17 protein-coding genes are annotated in these 18,132 nt (G+C 68.8%); 6 read left to right on the top strand and 11 right to left on the bottom strand.

Annotated elements, in window-relative coordinates; genetic code table 11:
• The first annotated feature begins 105 nt into the window (after positions 1 to 105).
• From OG927_RS29855 to OG927_RS29845, 3 genes are all read left to right on the top strand, one after another.
• The gene (locus OG927_RS29855; RefSeq protein WP_209471803.1) at positions 106 to 717 is read left to right on the top strand and encodes a dihydrofolate reductase family protein; all 612 of its coding nucleotides are present in this window, start codon (positions 106 to 108) and stop codon (positions 715 to 717) included.
• Positions 718 to 925: 208 nt separating this feature from the next.
• Positions 926 to 1,426 (top strand): nucleotide triphosphate diphosphatase NUDT15, encoded by a 501-nt coding sequence (locus tag OG927_RS29850; RefSeq protein WP_124280417.1) that lies wholly within the window; start codon positions 926 to 928, stop codon positions 1,424 to 1,426.
• 260 nt (positions 1,427 to 1,686) lie between these two features.
• A complete protein-coding gene (locus OG927_RS29845; RefSeq protein WP_209471804.1) occupies positions 1,687 to 2,091 on the top strand; it encodes an SHOCT domain-containing protein in 405 nt (134 codons plus the stop codon).
• Positions 2,092 to 2,290: 199 nt separating this feature from the next.
• Here the strand turns inward: OG927_RS29845 and OG927_RS29840 are convergent, their stop codons facing one another.
• From OG927_RS29840 to OG927_RS29830, 3 genes are all read right to left on the bottom strand, one after another.
• Positions 2,291 to 2,905, bottom strand: coding sequence for an SMI1/KNR4 family protein (locus OG927_RS29840; RefSeq protein ID WP_330321092.1), 615 nt, complete (start codon positions 2,903 to 2,905; stop codon positions 2,291 to 2,293).
• 259 nt (positions 2,906 to 3,164) lie between these two features.
• Positions 3,165 to 3,707, bottom strand: coding sequence for a DapH/DapD/GlmU-related protein (locus OG927_RS29835; protein WP_124280419.1), 543 nt, complete (start codon positions 3,705 to 3,707; stop codon positions 3,165 to 3,167).
• 127 nt (positions 3,708 to 3,834) lie between these two features.
• Positions 3,835 to 4,767 carry a LysR family transcriptional regulator gene (locus OG927_RS29830; RefSeq protein WP_330321091.1) on the bottom strand — a complete coding sequence of 311 codons (933 nt, stop codon included), beginning with the start codon at positions 4,765 to 4,767 and terminating at the stop codon, positions 3,835 to 3,837.
• Positions 4,768 to 5,062: 295 nt separating this feature from the next.
• Here OG927_RS29830 and OG927_RS29825 point away from each other — a divergent pair, with 295 nt between their 5' ends.
• On the top strand, positions 5,063 to 5,302 hold the full coding sequence (locus OG927_RS29825; RefSeq protein WP_124280421.1) for a hypothetical protein: 240 nt from the start codon (positions 5,063 to 5,065) through the stop codon (positions 5,300 to 5,302).
• A gap of 112 nt (positions 5,303 to 5,414) precedes the next feature.
• On the opposite strand, the gene OG927_RS29820 is transcribed toward OG927_RS29825, so the two are convergent.
• The 3 genes from OG927_RS29820 to OG927_RS29810 all read right to left on the bottom strand — a co-directional run bounded on the left by OG927_RS29820 (position 5,415) and on the right by OG927_RS29810 (position 8,518).
• Positions 5,415 to 5,984 (bottom strand): SMI1/KNR4 family protein, encoded by a 570-nt coding sequence (locus tag OG927_RS29820; RefSeq protein WP_330321090.1) that lies wholly within the window; start codon positions 5,982 to 5,984, stop codon positions 5,415 to 5,417.
• 352 nt (positions 5,985 to 6,336) lie between these two features.
• Positions 6,337 to 7,455 carry a fatty acid desaturase family protein gene (locus tag OG927_RS29815; protein WP_056800476.1) on the bottom strand — a complete coding sequence of 373 codons (1,119 nt, stop codon included), beginning with the start codon at positions 7,453 to 7,455 and terminating at the stop codon, positions 6,337 to 6,339.
• Positions 7,456 to 7,462: 7 nt separating this feature from the next.
• Positions 7,463 to 8,518, bottom strand: coding sequence for a ferredoxin reductase (locus tag OG927_RS29810; protein WP_056800479.1), 1,056 nt, complete (start codon positions 8,516 to 8,518; stop codon positions 7,463 to 7,465).
• Between the two features lie 86 nt (positions 8,519 to 8,604).
• Between OG927_RS29810 and OG927_RS29805 the strand changes: the two genes are divergently transcribed.
• Both OG927_RS29805 and OG927_RS29800 read left to right on the top strand, forming a co-directional pair.
• The gene (locus OG927_RS29805; RefSeq protein ID WP_330321089.1) at positions 8,605 to 9,744 is read left to right on the top strand and encodes a PucR family transcriptional regulator; all 1,140 of its coding nucleotides are present in this window, start codon (positions 8,605 to 8,607) and stop codon (positions 9,742 to 9,744) included.
• Positions 9,745 to 10,017: 273 nt separating this feature from the next.
• On the top strand, positions 10,018 to 10,356 hold the full coding sequence (locus OG927_RS29800) for a thioredoxin family protein (protein WP_056800486.1): 339 nt from the start codon (positions 10,018 to 10,020) through the stop codon (positions 10,354 to 10,356).
• Positions 10,357 to 10,642: 286 nt separating this feature from the next.
• On the opposite strand, the gene OG927_RS29795 is transcribed toward OG927_RS29800, so the two are convergent.
• The 5 genes from OG927_RS29795 to OG927_RS29775 all read right to left on the bottom strand — a co-directional run bounded on the left by OG927_RS29795 (position 10,643) and on the right by OG927_RS29775 (position 18,021).
• Positions 10,643 to 11,476, bottom strand: a complete 834-nt coding sequence (locus OG927_RS29795; protein ID WP_056800489.1) for a PIG-L family deacetylase — start codon at positions 11,474 to 11,476, stop codon at positions 10,643 to 10,645.
• Positions 11,477 to 12,219: 743 nt separating this feature from the next.
• A protein-coding gene (locus tag OG927_RS29790) for an IS5 family transposase (protein ID WP_199862825.1) occupies positions 12,220 to 13,028 on the bottom strand; the annotation gives its coding sequence in 2 pieces (ribosomal slippage) (positions 12,220 to 12,689 and positions 12,689 to 13,028; 810 coding nt in all).
• 96 nt (positions 13,029 to 13,124) lie between these two features.
• Positions 13,125 to 13,613 carry a hypothetical protein gene (locus OG927_RS29785; RefSeq protein WP_199862824.1) on the bottom strand — a complete coding sequence of 163 codons (489 nt, stop codon included), beginning with the start codon at positions 13,611 to 13,613 and terminating at the stop codon, positions 13,125 to 13,127.
• Positions 13,614 to 14,153: 540 nt separating this feature from the next.
• The gene (locus tag OG927_RS29780; protein ID WP_330321088.1) at positions 14,154 to 16,628 is read right to left on the bottom strand and encodes a glycoside hydrolase family 3 protein; all 2,475 of its coding nucleotides are present in this window, start codon (positions 16,626 to 16,628) and stop codon (positions 14,154 to 14,156) included.
• 130 nt (positions 16,629 to 16,758) lie between these two features.
• Positions 16,759 to 18,021 carry an ABC transporter substrate-binding protein gene (locus tag OG927_RS29775; protein ID WP_209469214.1) on the bottom strand — a complete coding sequence of 421 codons (1,263 nt, stop codon included), beginning with the start codon at positions 18,019 to 18,021 and terminating at the stop codon, positions 16,759 to 16,761.
• Between the last annotated feature and the right edge of the window lie 111 nt (positions 18,022 to 18,132).

Raw genomic sequence — 18,132 nt, 5'->3', positions numbered from 1 at the left:
GCCGGTGGTATGCACCGGCGGTTCCTCCCGCACCGATGAGTTTCCGGACCGCACGATGTCTTCAGGGCGGGACGCACGTCCCCGACCCGGAGGGAGTGGTGCACGATGAGACTCGTACTGCAGGAGTTCCTGTCGCTGGACGGAGTCAGCCAGGGGCCGGGATCCCCGGACGAGGACACCAGTGACGGGTTCACCCGGGGCGGCTGGTTCGTACCGCACCTGGACGAGGAGTTCGAACGGGTGGCGGGCACCTGGCTCGGCACGGCGGACGCGTTCCTGTTCGGCCGCCGCACCTATCTGAACTTCGCACGCGACTGGCCGAAGATGACCGAGCACCCGTTCGCGGGCACGTTGAACGGCCTGCCGAAGTACGTCGCCTCCCACAGCCTGGACCGGGCCGGGTGGGACCCCACCACGATCCTGTCCGGCGACGTCCCCGCCCAGGTCGCCGAACTGAAGCGGCGGCCGGGCCGTGACCTGCAGATCCACGGCAGTGCACGGCTGGCCCAGTCGCTGCTGGCGGCCGGCCTGATCGACGAGCTGCGCCTCGCGATCGCCCCGGTGGTCGTGGGCACGGGCCGCCGTCTGTTCCCGGACGGCGGCGCCCCGGCCGGCCTGCGGCTGCTCAGCAGTGCGACGACACCGGGCGGACTGGCGATCCAGATCTACGAATCGACAGGCCTCCCGGCCTACGGGACGTACGGGGCCGACGCGTAGACGGAACAGGACGCGTCCATGGGGCCGGGGCCCGGCGGACGTACCGGGGAGGGACGCGCTGCCCTCGGAGCCCCGGGAGCGGTCACACCCCCGGCGGACCGGCCGCACACCGCCTCCCCGCGGCACCGGCTTGCGGCGGTCACGGAGAATGAGGTGCGGTGCCCCACCGGCACCGCACCCGGCCCGACACGTACAGGGAGCAGTAGGCATGGCAGCCGACTCCGTGAGCACCGCCCCGCGCAACACCCTGCCGCCGAAGGCGCAGGCGGGCTTCGGGGTGGGGGTCGTCGTACAGGCCCGGGACGGCAGGATCCTGCTCGGCAGACACCGCGACGGCACGTGGGAGCTGCCCGGCGGGAAAATCGATCCGACGCACGAGTCGGTCGCCGCGGCCGCGGCACGTGAGCTGCGCGAGGAGACCGGCCTGACCGTGGCCGAGGAGGCCGTGACGATCTTCGCCATGGTGCACGACGTGGTGGCCGGGATCAACCGGATCAGCATGGCGGCGCACGTGGCGGTGGGGGCGGAGGTCGCCGAGGTCACCGAGCCGCACCTCATCAGCGCGTGGCGGTGGACCGAACCCGACGCGCTGCCGGGCCCGCTGTTCCACCCGTCGGCCCAGATCCTCGCCGTCTGGCGCCCCGATCTCGGCATCGCGCACCCTCCGGCGCACCATCTGGCGATCGCTCCCTCGTCCTGCACGCCTTGACGCCTCGAGCACGTGTCCGGGGCTCGTGAGCACGCCTGGCGTTCACGACCGTGCAGGCCCAGGGCGAGCAGTCCGGGAGACGCTGGGAGAGGTCCCCGCCGTCGGAGCAGCAGACCGGTCGGACCGGGACGAGCCGCGCGCCGCCCTGGACGCCCTCCCGGCTGATCCCCCTCGGCTTCCGCTTCCGCTTTCGCCAAGGATGCGGGCGGACGGGAGTAGAGGTACGAATGAGGGACGATCGGCACGAACGGAGTAGGCCTGTGGACGACTATCCGCTCCTCAACGTCTTCCTGACCATGATGTACCTGTTCCTCTGGGTCATGTGGTTCTTCCTGCTCTTCAAGGTGATCACAGACATCTTCCGGGACCACTCGATGGGCGGTTGGGCCAAAGCGGGGTGGCTGGTCCTCGTCATCGTGCTGCCCTACCTCGGCGTGCTCATCTACATGATCGCCCGGGGCCGGGGCATGAGCGGCCGGGACGTCAAGCAGGCCGAGGACCGGGAGGCGGCCTTCCGGGAGTACGTGAAGCAGGCCGCCGGGCCCGAGGGCGGTGGCAAGGCCGACAGCCATGTGGACGACCTGGCGAAGCTGGCCGAGCTCAAGGACAAGGGCCACCTCGACCAGGCCGAGTACGAGAGGGCCAAGGCGAAGCTGCTGGCCTGAACCGGAGGAGCCACGCGACGTGACGTGACGCGCCGACGCGCGACACGTCACGTCGGCGCGTGCCGGCGGCCCAGGCCCCGTCGGCACGGCACCCACCAGCGATGAGCCGCCCGCAGGGTGCACGGAGTGTGTCCGTGTCCACGGCCTGGAGCCCTCTCGCCGGCCACCTCGTCGCAACCGGCACCGCGCCCGTGGCCGGTCAGCCGTGGTGGATGTCCCAGACGACATGGGGTGGCAGGCCTCGGGTGTCCTCGATGCGCGGGACGGCCTTGGAACCGCTCGCCGTGGCGATCGGCGTGCCGTGGACGAGAGCATCCAGGACCGAGTCGAATAACTGGGACAGGCTGTCCCAACGCTTCACCCCGTTCAGCCCTATGGACGGGTCCAGCTCCAGGACGGCGCCGAACGCGGGGCCCTCCCGGTGGTCGACCACGAGCCGGCCGCCGGTGTGGTTCAGCGCGACGGGCAGCCAGCGCGCGTCCGCCCTGACACCGGCGACGCACGCGGCGGCCTCGTCGTCCTCCACCGCTCGGGCGGACTCCTCCTCCATGGCACGCAGCCCGTCGCGGATGCCCACCGCCCCGAGGAGAGGGAAGTCGGTGGGCACGAAGGTGCCCGCGACACCGGCACGGTCGAGGGCCGAGCCGTCGTGCAGAGCCAGCCAGGTCCGGACGTCCTGATGGAGCTCGAACCGGTTCTCCGTCACGGCGGCGATCAGCTCGGTGTCGGCGGGCGGGGCGAGTTGCCGGAAGTCGCCGGGGGCATGTTCCTCCAGCCACCGGCCGAGCCGGGCCACGGTACGGGCCAGTTCCACGGAGTCCATCCCTTCGTCAGGTGGGGGTCCTGCTGGTCCTCCCCATGGTCCCCGGAAATGATCAGTGGCCGTGGCGGATTGCTCCGATACGGCTCCTTCATCTGCGACCTTTCGCCGTCGGGGCGCCAGGAGTTGCGCCTGCGGCCCGCCGACTCGGTGACCGGGCACCGTCCGCCGGGCCGGCGGGTTCCGGCACTTACGGACACCTTCCGCCCGACACGGCGATGGACGTGTCGGCCCGTGCAGCCCCGAGTGGCCGTCACCACCTCCGGTGCACGGCGGCTTTGGCGCCGGTCACCAGACTGGCCGGCGGGACGTCGTCGGCCACGACCGCACCGGCGGCGACCACGGCGTCACGCCCGATGCTGACACCGGGCAGGATCGTGGCACCGGCCCCGATCCACACGTTCTCCGCCACGTCGATGGGCGCGCCGGTGAGGTACAGCCGGCGCTCCGCGGGATCGACCGGGTGGCCGCCGGTGATGAACGTGACCTTCGGGCCGACCATCACGCGCGCGCCGAGCCGGATGCCCGCGTAATCCAGGAACGTGCAGTTCTGGTTGATGAACACCCGTTCGGCCAGGTCGAGGTGAAGGCCGTGGTCCGTGTAGAAGGGCGGATAGATCGTGGCCCCCGACGGCAGCGGCTTGCCGAGGATCTGTTCGAACAGTCGCGCCTTGCCCGCTTCGTCGTCGAAGGGCAGGACGTTCAGGCGGGAGGTGAGCTCGGTGACCCGCAGGACCCGTTCCGCCATCGCGTGGAACTCGGCGCTGTGGATGCGCATGAGACGGTCGCTGGACACGCCGCGCCCCCTTTCTGGTGTAGCGGTAGGTGGACAGGACTCGCCGGGGACCGGTGGCCATTGCTGCCGATACAGCCGACCGGTCGCGCTGCGGACCCGCGAACATTCCGGTGTCGCTGACGCCCCGTCATGGCTTCGCCGCCCACGACGGGCGCCAGACCGCCCCATGGGGACGTGGCAGGTTTCCGAGGTGGGTGATGATCCCCCGGAGCCCTGGATGGGGATTCGTTCTGGGGAGGATGAGCGAGAGCGGGTACGCGAGCATCGGATTCACCAGGGGGATGCGGCGCAGGTCGTGGTCCTCCGGCCACAGATACCGGTCGCGTGCCCCCACGAGGGTGGCCACGTCCGAGGAGTCCGCCAGGGCGTCCAGGAGTACTTCGTCCCCGAAGTGCGGACCTGCCGCGTCGATGCGCAGGTCGAAGTGGGTGACGAGCTGGTCGTAGAACTCGGCCCATTCGCTTCCTGCTGCGATACCCGGCACCCATATCCGGTGCTTGCGCAACTGCGACGGCCTCAGCTCACGCGCGGAGGCGAGCGGATGCCCCGGGCCGACGAGCAGTTCCAGCGGGGAGTCGAACGCGTGCATCATGCACACGTCGGGCGGCAGTACGGCCGGGTCGGTGACGGTACGGAACGAGGCGTCGACATCACCCGCTTCGACGGCGGCGACCGCCACGCGCGGGTCGTCGGCCCTGAGGGTCACCACGTCGAGATCGACTTCGGGATGCGACCGCCAGTAGTCGTGCAACACGACGGCCTGCGCACTCCGCAGGCCGAGCACGTCGATCCTCAGGGCCCGCGAACCCGGCCTGACCGCGGTGACGGCGCGCTCGACACTCGCGACGATGCTCCGCGCGTGGGGGAGGAACGCCTGGCCGTCGAGCGTCGGCTCGACCCCTCGGGAGGTACGGGTGAACAGGCGTACCTGCAGCTCACGCTCCAGGGCGGCGATGCGCTTGGAGACCGCCTGCTGTGTCACGCCCAGCTCGTCGGCCGCATGCTGGAACTGCCCGAGCTCGGCCGCCCGGACGAACGATCGCAGTGCTTCGGTGTCCACTGCTTCACCCTAGGCGTGCCCAACCGATCGTTGTGGCTCACCGAGGGTCGGTTGTCCGATCGCGCTCCGGGGCAGCTGTGTGGTGCGACGTCCACGCCGCCACCTGCGACGCGGAGCCCTGCGCGTCGCAGGTCCGGAGAGCGGGCCCGGTGAGGATGGACTGCCGGTGGCGGTCGTAGAGGTCCGCCTCGGAACTCGGTGCCCACGAGTGGGAGAGGACGAACAAGGGCACACGCCTGACCGGTACGGGCGGTGGCTCCCGGCCCGCAACCCGCCCGTGTGATCCAGTGGAGCAATGAAGCAGACCCGCACACCCGATGCCCTCGCACGGTTCTCCGCCGGGATCCCGTTGTTCGTCGTGGCGCTGCTCCTCACCACCGGCGGGCCGGTCCACGGAAGCCACCCGCCGCCGGCGGTCGATGGGTGCGCCGGGATCGAGGTACCTGATGGCTACACCTGCGAGCCGGCTCCCAAACAGTGCTTCACCACGCCATGCCCGCAGTACGCGCTGGTACCCCAAGGTTTTTCGCGGTGACGAGTGGTTGGCCTCCGGTGGCGTGTGTCCGCGTTGTCTGCAGTGGCTGATGCGGACTTGATGGCGTCGTATATGGCGCCGGGTTACCCGGTGGAGGATGGGCCGACGGGGTTCACGACCAGACGAGTCGCCCCTCGGCGACCTCACAGACCAAATGGTTTCCATCGGCGATCTTCGTCAGCAGTTCCGCCACGGAGTCGAAATAGTGAGCCAGCGATTCGTACTCGCCCGTGATCGTGATCTCACCCACGAACCACCTGCCGACACGCCCGTCCCGCACATCGATGAACTTTCCCGTCCAGCCGTCCTGATCCGACAGGAACGGGATCCACTCATTACGCCAGAACGGATTGTCCGGCTGGTCCGGAGGGTCGAATCCACCGGGCATGGAGCGGTTCGCGTAGAGCCCCTCCACGGCCCGGATGCCCAGAAAGAACGTGCCCTCATCCGGGAACCCGGCGAAGCCGCAGCATGCCACATCGTCGTCCACATTTTCTTCGGGAAGATCCAGATTGTTCTGCAACAGCCATGCCCGCAGATCCTGCGGGAAGGAGATACCCATCCGTTCCTCGGCGGCCGCGAGCATCTGCTCCGTGGCGGGCCCGGGCAGATCCGCGTGATCGGCCGGGGCGTGCTGCCGCAGAAGATCCATCACACGGGACCAGCTCTCCACCACACCCATTTCGCCCTGCCCTCTCACACGGATGCCCGACCGGAAAACCTCGCGGGGATGGTACTCCGATCAGGCATCCTGCCCCCACGACCACCCTCTGGCCCGAAGTGCAGGACCGGCCACTCGGCAAGGTGACCATCCGTCAACTCCTCACCAACGCGGCTGCTGTGCCCGGCGGGCGGAGCCGAGGAACCTCCGCGGCACCAGCGAGGACGACTGGTTCGGATCGCGGACTGCTGCCCCGCGCTCAACAGGAGCGCACCCGGAGAAGTGGAGATGCCGTCGTGTCCACGCTCACCTTCACTCGCCGAAGCCGGCGGTGCCGCCGGTTCGGCCGAGGGATCTGACCCCGTACCGGGAATCAGACCGCGACGAGCTCCTGGTCGCGGTCCGGCGTATGGGCCTTGGGCTTCTTGTTGGGCAGCGAGAGCCGGAAGACCTTGTGCCACGCCGAGGCCACCTGCTTGGGCAGCGGCCCGGTGACGTACTCCAGCTCGTACTTGTCGAACAGCGCGCGCACCTTCACCGCGACCTCGGCGTACCGGTTGCTCGGCAGGTCCGGGAACAGGTGGTGCTCGATCTGGTGTGACAGGTTGCCGGTCATGAAGTGCATGGCCCTGCTGCCGCTGATGTTCGCCGAGCCCATCATCTGGCGCAGGTACCACTGTCCGCGCGTCTCGCCCCTGATCGACCGGCGCTCGAAGACCTGCACGCCCTCGGGGAAGTGCCCGCACATGATCACGGAGTGGGTCCAGATGTTGCGGACCAGGTTCGCGGTGAACGTGGCGGCGAGCGTGGTGAAGAACGACGGGCCCGACAGCAGCGGGTGTATCACGTAGTCCTTGAGCACCTGCTTGCGGATCTTGCGGCCCACGGCCTTGGCCCGTGCGCGGAACTCCGGGTTCTTGCGTCGGCGCTTGTGCAGGTTCTTGCCGAGCTCAAGGTCGTACGCTGCGATGCCGTACTCGAAGAAGCAGGCGTTGATGAAGTTCCACAGCGGCTGGCCGAGGTGGAACGGGTGCCACTTCTGGTCCTCGTCGACGCGCATGATGCCGTAGCCGAGGTCGTTGTCCTTGCCGATCACGTTGGTGTACGTGTGGTGCAGCTCGTTGTGGCTGTGCTTCCACTGCTCGGACGGCGAGACGTGATCCCACTCCCAGGTGGTGGAGTGGATCTTCGGGTCCCGCATCCAGTCCCACTGGCCGTGCAGGACGTTGTGGCCGATCTCCATGTTGTCCATGATCTTCGCCACGGACAGGCCGGCGGTGCCGATCAGCCACGCGGGCGGGAAGATCGAGAACAGCAGCACACCCCTGCTGGCCAGCTCGAGCTTACGCTGCACCGAGATGACCTTACGGATGTAGGCGGCGTCCTTCTCGCCGCGGTCGGCGATCACCTCGTCGCGGATCGCGTCCAGCTCGCGACCGAGCTCGTCGATCTGCTCCGCGGTCAGGTGGGCGGTGGGGTCGATGGCGGTCAAGATGCTCCTACCGTTCGATGTCGCAGGGGCCCGCCGCGGCGGACACGCAGGTCTGGATGAGGACGCCCGGCTCGGCCTCGGTGATCTCGCCGGTGCGCAGGTCTCGGACGGCGCCCGCCCTGAGCGGCGTGACGCAGCCGAAGCAGATGCCCATGCGGCACCCGGAGGGCATGAGCACGCCGGCCTCCTCGCCGATGTCCAGCAACGGCGTGGCACCGTCCGCGTCGACGGTCTTGCCGGTGGCGCTGAACGTGACCTCGCCGCCGTCGCCGGCGACGACGATGCTGGGGCGGAAGCGTTCGGTGTGCAGGCGCTCTGGTACGGCGTGCTCGGTCCAGTGCTCTTCGGCGGCGTCGAGCAGGCCCGCGGGCCCGCAGGCCCAGGTCTCGCGCTCGGCCCAGTCGGGCACGAGTTCGTCGAGACGGGCGATGTCGAGCATGCCGTCCGTGTCGGTGTGCCATTCGGTGAGCCGCAGCTTCTTGTCCGCGACCAGGTCGTGCAGTTCGTTGCGGAAGATCACGTCTTGCGGCTGTGGCGCGCAGTGGACCATGACGGCATCGTCGATCTCGGTGTCGCGCAGCATGCCCATCACAGGCGTGATGCCGCTGCCGGCCGTCAGGTAGAGCACCTTGGCGGGCTTGGCCTGCGGCAGCACGAAGTCACCGGTCGGCTGGTCGAGCTGGATCAGCGTGCCCGGTTTCGCCCTGCGGACCAGGTGGGTGCTGACCTTGCCGTCCGGGATCGCCTTCACGGTGATCGTGATGCGGCCGTCCTGGCGGTCGGTCGGCGACGTGACGGAGTAGGCACGCCACAGGCGCACCCCGTCGACGTCGACCCCGATCCGCACGTACTGACCGGCTGTGTGGCCGCGCCAGCCCCGTCCCGGCCTGATCACGACAGTCGCGGCGTCACCCGTCTCGGGGTGCACGGCCTCGATGCGCCCACGCAGGTCAGCGCCCGTACGCAGCGGGCTGACCAGGTCGAGGTAGTCCGACGGCAGCAGCGGCGTCGTGACCATCTCCAGCAGTTTCCACGCCCTGCTGCGAAGGGCTGAACTCGTCATGACTCCAGCTTGCTGCGCCCCCAGGCGTAAAGTCCTGACCACAGGATGTAAATCTGATCGACTGAATTGTTCGCAAGGAACAAAAAGTGAGCCATGCAATCCGGAGGGCCAGCGAACTGGCCCTGGATGAGACGACGGTCACCGCACTTCGGGCCGCGCTGAGGACCACCGCGGAGGAGGTCGTCCAAGCGATCATCGACGAGGTCCCTCCCTACGCCAACGCCCTTTCGGGCCGCATGGGCGTCACCATCCGCCGGGCCGTCCGTACCGCCCTGGGGCACTACCTGGACCTCGCGAGCGGGAACGCCACGGGCGGCGACGCCGGTGAGGCAGCCTACGAGCTGGGCCGCGGCGAGGTGCGCGACGGCCGTTCGATGGACGCTCTGCTCGGCGCCTACCGCGTCGGCGCCCGCGTGGCCTGGCGATGCCTGGCAGCGGGTGCCGTGCCCGCAGGCCTGCCCGCCGCCGAGGTCGCCAAGTTCGCCGAGCTGACGTTCGCCTACATCGACGAGCTCTCCGCCGCGAGCGCCGCGGGCCACGCCGACGAACTGGCCGCCCGGGGCAGGGCCCACGAGCGCCACCTGGAACACCTGGCCCGCGACCTCCTCGCCGGCGCGAGCCCCGACGTGCTGCTGGCCTCTGTTCAACGGGCCGGGTGGCAGCCTCCGGTTTCGCTCACCGCGGTCCTGCTGCCCGCCGACCAGGCCCGGCCGGTCTACCGCGCACTCGACCCGAGCACCCTCGTCCTCGACGATCTGCCGGACGCCACCGGTGTGCTGCTCGTCCCCGATGCCGACCGATCACATCTCCTGCGGCAGCTGACCGACCGCAACGCCGTGGTCGGCCCGGCCCGCCCCTGGACTCGCGCGTCCGCCTCGTACGCACGAGCCATACGCGCGCGCTCCCTCTCCTCTGATATTCGCGACACCGAGGACCACCTGCCCGAGCTGGTGCTGAGCGCCGACGCGGACGCGTTCGCGGACCTGCGTGCCCGAGCCCTCTCACCGTTGCGGACCTTGCCCGCCGCGACCGCACGGCGGCTGGAGGAGACGTTGCGGGAGTGGCTGCTGCATCAGGGCAGGCGGGACGAGGTGGCGGCGGCGTTGTTCGTCCATCCCCAGACGGTCCGGTACCGGATGTCGCAGCTGCGGGGGCTGTTCCCGGATCTCGCATCGCCACACCGGGTCCTCGAACTGACGCTGGCGGTCGGTCTTCGGGCCGGCTGACGCGTACGTCGACCGTCCACGACCACGTCCGCGAGCGGTCCGGGAACCGTGCCTGACCGGCTGAGGGCAGGGGGTGCCGTGAAGACCGGACAAGCCCGGCAGGGGTCACCCCCAGGGGCGGGGACCGGGCCGCTCGCGCCGAGGACCACCGTGGTTCCGCGACGCCCCGTGCCTTCCCTCCGACAGGTCGATCGGACGACCGACGGGCCGGCCCGGCAGATCGCGCGGGGGATGATGGGGAGGGAATGACGGAACGTGAGGTCAGGAGCGGTCATGGCGAAGCGGGTTCACCGACCCCGTGAGGACGCGGAATTCGATTTCATCCTCGGGATGAGCGGAGTCCCGGTCCTCGCGTACTTCACCGGGACATGGCCCAAGGCAGTCGAACCCTGCCGGGCGATGGATCTCGTCGTGGGTGGCATCGCCGACGAGTACACGGGCCGTCTGACGGCCGTCCGCGTCGACATCACGCGTTGTCCGGCCGCAACCGCGCGATACGGGATCACCGGCGCCCCGTCCTGCGTCCTGCTGAAGGAGGGAGAGCCGGTGGCGCACGGCACGGAGCCCATGACCATCGCCGAGCTACGGAATTTCCTGGACGGCCACCTCTGAGCGGCCGCTGCGGCGCGTGGCCGCGACGCCCGTCACGTCAGGGGATGGACATGCCGCCAGGTCAGCTCCACCGATCGTCCCTCCGGCCTTGGGACGGAGGCCCCCGCTTCGTGATCCGAAGAGAACGGCCCGGTGCCGCGACGGCGTCGGCTCCGAGTCGGCGCGCGCCTGCCATCGCGCGCAGGAGGTACACCCCGCGGCAGCCCTACCGGCCTCCGCGCACGTGACCCTCTCAATTACGCCGTGCGACCGGCGCGTATTCCCACGCCCCGGTCGCACGAGGGGATCAGCGCAGCCCGGCGAAGAGATCGTTCTCGGGTATGGCCGCGCCGGTGCCGTCCTTGACACGCACGAAGGTCTCCATGCCCATCAACTCACCGAACCTCTCCTTGCCCATCTTGAGGAAGAAGATGTTCTCGCCCTGGCTGGCGTGCGCGGCCAGGGCATCGAACTTCTGCCCGCTGAACGCCGTCGTGTCCACCCACGTGGTGATCTCGTCGTCAGGAAGGCCGATCTCGGCCATCGCGGCGGCCTCTGCGGGGTCCGGCTCCGGCATGTCCTCTTGGAATTCGCGCATGGTCTCCCCGAACCGCTGCATCAGCGAGCGGGGCATCGTCGTCCAGTACACCTTCGGTGTCAGCGTGGTCATCTCCAGCGCAGCCATCGTGATGCGGTGGGCCTGGATGTGGTCGGGGTGACCGTAGAAGCCGTTCTCGTCATAGGTGACGACCACATCGGGCCGATAGTGCCGCATGAGCTCCGCGAGCCGGGCGGCACCCTTCTCCACCGGGGTCTGCCAGAAGGATTCGGGGGCGTCGTTGCTGGGCCAGCCCACCATCCCGGAGTCGGCGTAGTCCAGCATCTCCAGATCGCTGACCTTCAGGACCTCACAGCTCGCCTCGAGTTCTTGACGGCGCATCAAGGCGACGGCCGCCGGATCGTGCCCGGGATCGCCCGGCTTGACACCCCCCGGTCCGTCTCCGCAACCGCCGTCGGTACAGGTCACGAGTACCGTGCGCATGCCTTCCGCCGCGTACCGTGCGAGGACCCCTCCGGTTCCGGTGGCCTCGTCGTCGGGGTGGGCGTGCACTGCCATCAGCGTCAAGGGGCGGTCAGTCATGAAGCAGTCCTCCTGCAGAAATACGTCGTGGTCAGAGGGCGCGGCGGGCCTCCTGCGATTCTGGGGCCCCGATCCTGGTGGGGCGGACCACCATGCGGCCTCCGCGTCCTCGCTCGTGCGGCGCCGGCACCTCGGTCGATGTAACCGTGCCGACAGGACAGGCTGTTCCCGGTACGGCACATCGGTCTTCCGGTCGTCCGAGTTTCGACGCGAACGAGGTACGGGCGCGACCTGCGCCCCTCCACGCCGATCGGCCTCTGCGGGTGGATGTCCCGCGCCGCGGGACCGACCCCCAACGGCAGCGACGGGTTGCGCACCACCCTGGGCGGCGCGCCGGCAGCGGTAGGCACCCCCGCCCGCCGCGGCACGTGGAGCAGCCCGTGCCGCCCTGCTCCACTGAATTCGATCACCATGGTTCGTGTGCGCCGGTTGACGAAAGCCAGGGTTTCCCGAGACGGACAACTCACCAGCATCGTCAGTTATGAGGACAAACACTGCGGACCACCGCGGCCGGCCCGAGATCCGACGCATCGCGTTCTTGCCGCGAGTCGCCGTTCGAGGGGCCGTGAGTGACGGGGCCAGGCCCCTTGAGGCACGGGGCCTGGCCCCCGGGCGGTGGTCGGGGCCACCACCGCTCGCGCGGACACCGCCGAGCCCGCGCGAACGCCCGCCCCCTGTTCGCTGGCTGCCTGCTCCTGTGCCTGGCCGTGCTCACGGCCCTCAAGGTGCTCTAACTGATCGTTTCAGAATGAGATACGAAGGCGGCGGAGGCATATGAGGCTGCAAGCCAGGTCGAGCAGCCCTTGGTGGAGATCGGCGCGGCGTTCGTAGCGGGTGCGGAGCCGTTTGAACTGGTGGAGCCAGGCGAAGGTGCGCTCGACCACCCAGCGGACCTTGCCCAGCCCGGAGCCGTGGGCGACGCCCCGTCGGGCGATCATGGGTTTGATGCCGCGTTTCCACAGCAGGCGGCGGTACTTGTCGAAGTCGTAGCCCCGGTCGCCGTACAGACGCCGGGGTTTGCGGCGTGGCCGTCCCCGAGCTCCCCGGATCGGCGGGACCGCGTCGAGCAGGGGCAGGAGCTGGGTGATGTCGTGTCGGTTGCCGCCAGTGAGTGTGACGGCGATTGGGGTTCCGTGGCGGTCGACGATCAGGTGGTGCTTGGATCCGGGGCGGGCACGGTCAACAGGTGAGGGTCCAACGTGGTCCCCCCTTTGAGGGCCCGGACGTGCGATCCGTCTACGGAACAGTCGTCCAGGTCCAGCAGCCCGGCGTGCCGAAGCTCAGCAAGCAGGGCGGCGTGCAGGCGTGGCCAGACGCCAGCCTCGGTCCAGTCCCGCAGCCGGCGCCAGGCCGTCACGCCGGAACAGCCCACAGTCTCAGCCGGGACGTCCCGCCAGGCGACACCGGTCCGCAGCACGAACAGAACGCCGGCGAGTGCTGTTCGGTCGGGAACACGCAACCGCCCGGGATGCCGGTGGCGTCGTTCGGGAGCGGGTGGCAGCAACGGGGCCACCCGCTCCCACAGGTCGTCTGGAACAAGATCAGCTCGCACCCGAACACCTTGCCCACCAAGATCGTCAAGCACAAGACCAAGGCATCTGCCCGTCCTTCGAGCGCGGAGTCTGGCGCCGTTCGCCAGATCGAGCGCTCAGCCTGAGGCGCCCTCCAGTGGAAGGTGGTCCCGGAAGTACTGCGAATCCAGCCACTCCTCCTTCACGAAGAGCGGCCGCGTCAGGCGCGCTGCCCCGACCTGCTGCGAGCGCAATAGAACCCCGAGATCAGTCAGGGAAAGCGAGTCATCAGGCGTATAGAGAACCCCGTTCCCATGCTCCGCAGCGTGGTCCAGCAGGAACTGCTGCCCCCGCTCCGGATCGCTCCCCGCCAGCGGGAAGCCGGACAGGAAGACCTGCGGACCTGTGACAGCGTCCAGCGCAACGCAGGCGAGCTTGCCCGCGTCGTAGAACGTCTTCACCCCATCCGGGAAGTCTTCCTGCGCATACGGACCGCCAACCCGTTCCTGCGGTCCGGAGACCGAAAGTGCCTGGGCGACCCCGGCCGGAGACATCCCGAACTGCAACGGACCCACACCGACTCCCGACCGCAACTCCCAGCATTCCCGCTCCGCATCTCCGCCCATACACCCACTCCTACGTCCGATCCGTCCGGATTGGCCTCTTTTACTCAGGCCGCAGACACGCGGCCATGGGCCAAGGTGCCAACTCAGCCGCACAAGTGCCAACAGGAGTGCTGCTCTCAGCCAGAGTCATTCTGAAACGATCAGTAAGACGCCGGGGCCCCGGAAGCCGAGACGGCTTCCGGGGCCCGTCGATCGCGCTTTCGGTGAGGCGACCGTTGCGGCGTGCTGTGCGCTGCCAGGCGTCCAGGCGCAGGCCGGCGGCGCTGTGTAGGCGTGGGACTTCAAGGTCTCCGTCCGTACGGAAGTATCCGGCCGCAGTTCGGTATCCGCGGTCCCATGCCTGCGCGCGGCATACGAAGCCTTTGATGTTGCAGTTACCGTCTGCGGGGATTTTCCGACCCTCGTCCAGCACAACGTCGGCCTTCATGCCGCGAATGGACGTGAAGGCCGACATGGCGCTCGTCCGCAGGAACCGCCCTCAAGATGCAGGTGAGTTTCTGCCTCTGCAGAGTCTGTCGCCCTCGGCGGGGTTCATTCGACTCAGTTGATGGTGACGAGGCGCTGTGCGGACAGGCTGCGTGAGGACCGACCGACGTGGACGGTGCAGGAGCCGGGGGTGAGCTTCCAGGCGCCGGCAGTCCACACCGACAAGTCGCGGGCAGTGACGCTGAAGGCGATCCGGGTACTCGCACCGGCGGCGAGCGTGACCTTGCGGAAGCCGATCAGTCGCCGTGGCTCGGCCTGGGCGCCGGCAGGCAGCCCCGCGTAGAGCTGCACGACCTCGGTACCTTCGCGCGATCCGGAGTTGGTGAGGGTGACAGCGGCAGTCAGCGTCTTGGCCGCTGTGTTGTAGGACGTTTCCAAGGAGCCGAGGTTGAAGGTGGTATAGGACAAGCCGTGCCCGAAGGGGAACAGCGGGCTCTGGTTCTTCGCGTCGTAGTAGCGGTAGCCGACCAGGTGACCCTCGCTGTGGGAGACCGTGGGGCCATTGCCCGGGTAGGTGGCCTCCGTGGTCCCGGGTCCCTGCGATGCTGTGACGGGGAAAGTGACCGGAAGACGGCCTGAAGGGTCTGCGTCGCCGAAGAGGACGGCTGCCAGTGCGGTGCCCGTGGCGCGGCCGGCGTACCAGAGCTGGACGACCGCTTCGACATCGTTGATCCATGGCATGGCGACAGGGCCGTCGGTGTTCAGGACCACGATGGTGCGGGAGTTGGCCGCTGCGACGTCGGAGATGAGTTTGTCCTGGTCACCCGGCAGGTTGAGGGAGCCGTGGTCCATGTCCTCGCCCGCGACCCGGTTGACGATGACGACGGCGCCGTCGCTGGTCCGTGCTGCGGCAACCGCGTCGGGAATGAGGGACTTCGGCTGCCAGCCGAGGGTGAGACCGCAGGTACCGGAGTCTGCGGTGCTGTTGCTGTACTCGACGCTGATGCTCACCGCCTTCCCAGCTGTGAGGTCGATGGTGCCCTGGAGCGGGTAGTCGTACGGCCCGAGGAAGAACCGGCGGCTGTGCCGGGTGCCGGAGATAACCGTCTTGCCGTTGATGACGAGCTTGGTGGTGCCTGCGGGCAGCAGTGAGAAACGGTGCAGACCCGCGGTGGTCGGCGTGAGGGTGCCGCTCCAGCGGGCCGACCACACGGCGGGCAGACCGGCCACGGGCGCACTGGTGAAGTCGATTCCGGCGCTGACCTGTGTGGCGACGGGAGTACCGGACGGCTGGGCCGCGGCGTAGAAGCTGCCGGTCAGCCCCGCCGCGCCGGAGGCTGTGCGCAGCACCGTCGCCGGGACGGCGGCGAGGGGGATGTCTCCGAGGGTTCCCTGACGGTAGGTGACGGCGATCCCGGTGCCGGCCCGGTCCTTGATGGCCGCCAGCGGGGTGGTCCAGGTGCCGGGGTTTACGTAGGTGGAGCCGGAGACGCCTGTCAGGGCGGTGTTCTCGGCCGGGCCGATCACGGCGAGCGACTTGATGGTGGAGGGCAGTGGGAGGGCTTGGCTGCGGTTGGTGAGCAGGACCGTGGAGTTGACGGCGAGGTCGTGGGCGAGGTCCTTGTGTGCCTGGGTACTGACGTTCGCGGCGGGCGCCGGGACGGGGTGGTCGAACAGGCCGTTGACATACATGGTGTTGAGGATGCGCAGGGCGGCGTCGTCCAGGCGGGTGGTGGGGACGCTGCCGTCGGTGAGGCCGCCGACAGGTATCTTCACGCCTCCGGGGCCGAGTCCGCCGAGGTCCACGCCTGCCTTGACGGCTCCCACGGGGTCGTCGCCGGCCCAGAAGTCGGGGACGGTGTAGCCCTCCAGACCAATGGTCTTCTTGAGGTCGTTGAACAGTGCGGGGCTCTGAGTGGCGAACGTTCCGTTGATCTTGGGGTAGGCCATCATCACCGAAGTGACGGGCACTGCGTCGATGATGCGTTCGAAGGCGGCGTGGTAGATCTCGTGCAGTGCCCGGTCGGAGATCTGCGCGTCGACGAAGAAGCGGTTGACTTCCTGGGTGTAGGCGCTGAAGTGCTTGACGGTGGCGACGACGTGCTGTTCCTGGATGCGCCGGGTGAGCGCCGCGCCGAGGGTGCCGGAGAGGAGCGGGTCCTCCCCCATGCTCTCGGCCTGCCGGCCGAAGTGCCACGTGCGGGCGGTGTCGACGGTGGGGCCCAGAAGGTTGTTGTAACCCTTGGCGCGTGCTTCGGCGCCCAGCGCCCGGCCGAGCCGGCCGGCGAGGTCGACATCGAATGTCGCGGCCTGCGCGAGGGGGACGGGAAAGGCCGTGACGCCGGTTTCCCCGCGCAGGCCGGCTGAGGCGTCCACCATGGTCAGTGCGGGTATGCCGAGGGAACTCAGGGCTGCGAAGTCGCAGCGGACGAGGGCCTCCTTCTGTGCGGCGGTCATCCTGGACAGGAGGGCGACGGCCCTACTGTCGGGGGCGGCTCCCGCGGTACGGCGGGGCGCTGCGGCGGCCGGTGCGATGCCGGAGGCCAGAGCGGTGAGGACGGCGGCTGAGAGAAATGTGCGACGGTTCATGGCGGCTCTTCCATGAGGAATCGGGGCAGGGCAGAACAGCGCCTTGGTCGGCGCGAGCAGCGTGACGCCGCACCTTGCGGGGATGAGGGTTGCTCACTGGCGCGCGCCGCCTGGGCACGGCGCCTGCGGCCTATCCCTTCTGGTAAGCCTCATCGAGGGCGGCAAGGACGCCGTCGATATCAGTGCGCCCGGAGAACAGCTTCTGGATCTGGATGAAGTGCTCCTGCTGGACCTTGGGGTTGGGCCACAGCTGATCCATGAAGGGCACGGTGGTGCCGGCCTTCTGGTGTGCGACCAGTTCCTTGAGAACGGGGTCGGCCGTGAAGCGGTCGTTGGGGATGGCAGGCAGCGTGCCGCTGTCCTGGTTGTAGAGGTTCTGGCCGATGTCGGACCCGAGGAACGCGGCGAACTTCATGGCCAGCTCCTTGTTGTCACTGTCGGAGTTGACTCCATAAGCGGCCGACACGGCGCCGGGCATGTGGGTCTGTGCCGCATTGTTGCTCGCGGGCAGGGCGAACATGGCCAGTCGTAGTTCCGGAGCTGTGGCGGTGATGGCCGAGGTGCTGCTGGCGACGTGTATGACGCCCACCGCCCTGCCCTCGGCAACGTCCTGGATGGACGTCTCGTAGCTCGTTCCCGAGGGATCGCTGCTGAAGCAGCCCCGCTCATCGAGCTCGACGTACTTCTCCAACGCCTTCCTCCAGCCGGAGTCGGCGAAGGTGGCCCTGCCGTTACCCATCTCCGTCGCGAACTCCGGATGATCGGCGTAGACAGTGGTGGCGGCCAACGCGTAATCGACGAGCTGGGTCACCCACGGCGTCTCGATACCGAGCGCAAACAGCACCTTGCCGCCGGCCTTCGCCTTGTCGCACAGCTGCAGCAACTCGTCCCACGTCTCCGGGGTGGTGCCGCCGATATCACGCATGGCCTTCTTGCTGTAGATCGCACCGATACCGCTGTAGTTGGCCGGCACTGCATAGGTGGCGCCGCCGACCCGGGTCACCCACTTGGTGTCCTCCGGGACTCTGCGCGCGAACTCCAGACCGGACAGATCCGCAAGTCGACCGGCGGACTCCAGCGTCCGCACAGCGGCAGGATTGCCGTAGCCGGGCCAGACGGTGAAGACGTCAGGCGCCGCGCCCGTGGACAGTTGGGCGGGAAGGGAGCTCTGGAGCTGGTCGGTGTCGGCATAGGTCACCACGACCTTCACCCGCGGATTCTCCCGCGCGAAGGCCGCCACGACGGTCTTCATGGCTGAGCGGTCGGTGACATTGGCGGTGATCTTCAGAGTGCCGTCGTCGGCGGATGCCGAGCCGGACCCACCGCAAGCGCTCAGGCTCATGGCGAGGCTCGTGACCATGACGGTGGCACGGACGCGGCGGGAAGTTCTCATCACAGGCTCCGTGCAGGAGAAGGGGAGAAGGGGATGTGCGGTGCCGAAGGGCAGCTGGGACCAGCGGCTCCCGAACCGATCGGCAGCCGCTCGGCGGGCGGCCGTGGGGGC

Origin of the sequence: Streptomyces clavifer (assembly GCF_036345975.1) — a bacterium.
GTDB lineage: Bacteria > Actinomycetota > Actinomycetes > Streptomycetales > Streptomycetaceae > Streptomyces > Streptomyces clavifer.
Note: the sequence above shows the minus strand (reverse complement) of the source record. Positions and strands in the feature narration are given on the sequence as shown.